5 protein-coding genes are annotated in these 4,167 nt (G+C 45.7%); all 5 read right to left on the bottom strand.

Annotation, left to right across the window (positions count from 1 at the left end; all coding sequences use genetic code 11):
- Nucleotides 1–184 precede the first annotated feature (184 nt).
- Nucleotides 185–1,384, bottom strand: a complete 1,200-nt coding sequence (locus AB7U36_RS19740) for a DUF2325 domain-containing protein (protein WP_428161349.1) — start codon at nucleotides 1,382–1,384, stop codon at nucleotides 185–187.
- Nucleotides 1,385–1,493: 109 nt separating this feature from the next.
- Nucleotides 1,494–1,883, bottom strand: a complete 390-nt coding sequence (locus tag AB7U36_RS19735; RefSeq protein WP_428161348.1) for a hypothetical protein — start codon at nucleotides 1,881–1,883, stop codon at nucleotides 1,494–1,496.
- Nucleotides 1,884–2,246: 363 nt separating this feature from the next.
- Nucleotides 2,247–3,161 (bottom strand): methyl-accepting chemotaxis protein, encoded by a 915-nt coding sequence (locus AB7U36_RS19730; RefSeq protein ID WP_428161347.1) that lies wholly within the window; start codon nucleotides 3,159–3,161, stop codon nucleotides 2,247–2,249.
- Nucleotides 3,124–3,438 carry a hypothetical protein gene (locus AB7U36_RS19725; RefSeq protein WP_428161346.1) on the bottom strand — a complete coding sequence of 105 codons (315 nt, stop codon included), beginning with the start codon at nucleotides 3,436–3,438 and terminating at the stop codon, nucleotides 3,124–3,126. The genes AB7U36_RS19730 and AB7U36_RS19725 overlap by 38 nt, the downstream gene beginning before the upstream one ends.
- 44 nt (nucleotides 3,439–3,482) lie before the next feature.
- Nucleotides 3,483–4,167, bottom strand: a 685-nt coding sequence (locus AB7U36_RS19720; RefSeq protein ID WP_428161345.1) for a hypothetical protein, incomplete at its 5' end; no start/stop codon positions are given.

Genomic DNA, 4,167 nt, shown 5'->3' with positions numbered 1-4,167 from the left:
TTGAAATTAAAATAACTAATTTCAAAGAGGGCGTCATTTTTCAACGCTTTTGTCAACAAAAAAATGATGTTTTTATAAAAAAAATGCTATCGGAGTTACCTTGCAAGAACCTAACCGGACACTACTGAATTATCATATAAGGCTTCTAAAATTATTTTGGTACAATTAAACTATTGGGGCTTAATTAGTTGAGGGTTGTCGTTTCTTCCAGAGAGAAGACTGCCTGGGTGACTGCGGAGAGACTGGAACTGCTGAGAATTTTAAGAGGTATTTTGTGCTGGTTACAGAGCTTTTTGGCCTTGATACAGGCGTTGTGGCTATTGCAGCTCACCGGACAGATCACCAGGTCTGACTTTTTGACCATGGCTTCAATGTCCATGCCTGCGCCTTTGATATAACCATCATGGTATTCGAATTTACCACCGGCTTTTTCAACAATGTCTTTGTAGTAGGCTTTCATCTTGGTAATGCCGCCGATCATGAAAATCCTGCGGGCACAAAGCCGGTAATGGCTGCAGGCCTCTTGCCTGCATAGGGGCTCGATCTGGCAGAGGGGCGGGGCCACATCACTAAGGAGAGTCATAAGTGTATCCATTTCGATGCGGATGGTTTTATTTTCTTTGCGAATTCTGGCAAATTCAATGCTTTGGGCCTGGAATTCCTGTTCCCTCTTTTCAAGGGCCATGGTTCCCACCGTCAGTTCAGCATTAAGGGCAACAACCCGGTCCTCCAATTCCCGGATGCGGGCGTTGGCGTCCTGAGTTTCAGGAACAACACGCTGTTCAAGGTCGACCACCTGCTTTTTTAACCGCGCATTTTCGCTTTCCAGGCCGGCAATGCGCTTTGCATCTTCTTTTCTCTGTTTTACAAGGTCTTTGTTTTCACCGATTTTGAATTTAAGTTTCTTTTTTTCCCGGTCCAGGGCTGCCCTGTTGTTTGCCAGATCCTTACGGACATTGAAGATCCCGGTCATGTTGGCGTGGGCTTTCATGTGAACTTCGCCGTATACATCCTTAAGCAGATCAAGTGTGGTGTCTTCATAGGATACGATGGCATACATCAGCGGTCCCACATGGCCGGATTCAAAATTTTCTTTCCAGATCTGCCGCATTTGTTGATCATCCATGCCGTCTATGATCTCCATCCATTTTTTTGCCTGGCTCCGAATGACATTGTTCACCTTTTCTGACACCTTGTTTCGTTCGTTGAGCTTGGACATAATGATCTGATGATATTCGTAGGATTTGAGCCCAGAAACATTATAACCGCATTTTTTCAGGATATCCCTGTGTTTTTCAACGCTAAGAATGGCACCGGCCACCGGACATTTGAAATGGGATTCAATTTCCCACATGCTTGAAAACTTAAAAAATTTTTCGAACATATCATTTACCTCTGTTTTGTTGGGTTGTGATGGCCAGCCGGTTCGGATTCAGTCGGCTGTCTTAAAACCCTCGGCTGGCCATCGGTTTGTTCAGGTCAGGCTATAGTGTTTAAGAGGCTTTATGCGTGATATTGTTTTTTGCCTTAGCCTGACGGCGGCATCGGCAGTTCTTGCAATCCCCGGTGCATTTGTGCCCTTTTTTGTGGTAGTCGTCGAGAAATCGGCAGCCTTTGGGAAGAATGGCTTCGGCCCGGAGTCCTGTGAAATTCAGTTTTTGCCGGTTACTGTCTCTGGGTAGGTGGAATTCCAGGATTGTCTGGCCGAAGGGGAGGGCTTCCCTGAGGTGGGTGGTGTCGATGAACATGGTCAGGCCCTGTTTCTCTCCCTGTTGAATGGCTTCAAGCAGTTCAAAGGCCGAGGCACCGTCAAAGACGCCGTGAAGGTTGATATGGTATTCGTGGCCCTTCCTTGAGGTTTCCAGGTGGAAATTTGACTCCATTGTATACTCCTGATTTAATATGATTTAATAGGTTAGGATTGTTTTTATATACTAACTCTTAAAGGCTTATATAAATTTTTTAAAAGTTTGTCAAACCTAAAAAATTTTGCCAATGTAAAAAATGGGAAGTTTATCTGGAAAGAAAATATGGAACGGATAACCCCATGTACAAACGGTCCAAGCTTCTGGAGCTGACGAAAGGCGGACAAATGCTGAAATTAATTTTTTAATACGGTCGGGACGTTTCCAGGCCCCTGTTGAAGTAAAGGCAGGAAAAAGCGGAATTCTGAAATCCCTCCACATTTTCTGCCACACATAATGTCCTGCCGGGCACAGATTGCTCCCGGCAGGATGGTTTCATATTTAGATCGCAAACCGAAGGGTCATTTCATTCAGGCCTCTGGCCAAGTCAAACAAACCGGCGACACTGGCCTGCACTTGAAGACCGCCGGCTTTCACTTCCTGGGTCGCCTGATTCACCTGGATGATGTCTTGATTGACTTCCGCGACAACCCCCGATGCCTGGTTCACATTTTCATTGACCTCCTGAATACCTGCGGCGGCCTGGCTGATGTTATTTGAGATCTCCTGTGTGGTTGCACTCTGCTCTTCGATGGCTGTAGCCACTGTGGTAACAATCGCATTGATTTCGTTAATGACTTCGACGATAGACCGAATTGCGGAAACCGACTCTTCTGTTGTATTTCGGACACTATTGATCCGGGTGCTGATCTCACCGGTAGCTTCCGCGGTCTGCTGGGCAAGCGCTTTAATCTCTCCTGCGACCACTGCAAACCCTTTGCCGGCTTCTCCTGCCTTGGCTGCCTCAATGGTGGCATTCAATGCCAGAAGATTGGTCTGCTCTGAAATATCGGCAATGGTTTCAGTCACCTTGCTGATCTCGTTGGCTGCCTTGCCCAGCTCGTCGACTTTTCTTGAAACGACTTCAGCCGTTTTAACAGCCCGGGATGTGGTTTCGCTTCCCTTGGCCGTATTATCTGCAATTTCACTGATGGTGGCGGTCATTTCTTCTATAGCAGCCACAATGATTTGAATGTTGGCAGCGGCCTGTTCTGTTGCGGCCGCAACACCGTTCATGTTCAAGGCCATTTCTTCGGCAGCCGCCGATACATTGTTTGATCGGCCTGATGTCTGTTCGACATTGGCAGCCATCTGCTCTGAAACGGCTGAGAGTTCAGCCGAAGAGTGATCGATTGTCTGGGTGCCGACCTTAATGTCCTTAATCATGGCGGAAAGGTTTTCGGCCATATTCTTCATGCTGGCATACCCCCCCCCCCCTGTTTTTGGCACCTTTATCAAACTTGAATGTAAGATTGCCATTGGCAATGCTTTCGGCGATTTGTTTGATTTCACTGGGATCGCTGCCAAGCTGGACCATAACGCCCCGGATGATAAGCACTACCACACCTATACCGAATGCAACAGCAAGGACGCTGATAATTACAATGGCACTTACCGCTTTCTTGTTAAAAGCATGGAGCTGGAGGCCGATTTCATCCTGCTCCTTTTTTATGTCCAGTTTAATATTTTCCATTTTAGTGCCTTACTCCTCAGTTTCTGTCAAAAAAAACAAGAAAATCATACGGCCATTTTTAACAGATTTTCAAGGGATGAGGCTAATATTACGTTCAAAACTTTGATTAGCCGTGTGCCTTTGAGCGTTACTTGATACCTATTCTGATTCGGTAACTTCCGGATAATTCCGTGCATTCGTAGCAACCGAAAATGACGACTGACTTTTGCAGATAATTGTTTGTCTGTGCGTCCTTTCCCAAAAGAAGTGTCAGACAACAATTTTCGAATCATTTGATTGTTAAATCCTGATATTAAGAATGCAGGATCGCTGAGTGCAAGAATCAACTCTTGATCTTTGCTAACTGGGTCAAGACCACGGTAACGATGTGCGTCTTTCATGATATGGCCCGTCAGCTCATTCATGATATCGCTAACCGGTGTTTTTTCCTCCAGAGTTGCTAAGTCATTCATGAAACGATTATTGACATCTTGAGAAACAGAGGCCCGCAACGGAGTATCCATCACGCCCTTACGCATGGGAAGGCGTTGTTTGGATTCGTTTTCACTTTGTCCCTGCTTGTGACGGTACACTTTGAATTGACCTGGATCATTTATAGTCGTTTCTACCCTAAGAACATTCTGCTCGTTGTATATTTTGACAGAATTTTTATTGACCCAGTGGCGAAGACGTATTCCATCGTTAAAGCCGGTAAGGCTTGTCACAACAGAATCTGAAGACTTTGCATAA

The sequence above is a fragment of the Desulfobacter sp. genome (genome assembly GCF_050177295.1).
This window is presented reverse-complemented; position numbering and strand designations above follow the sequence as displayed.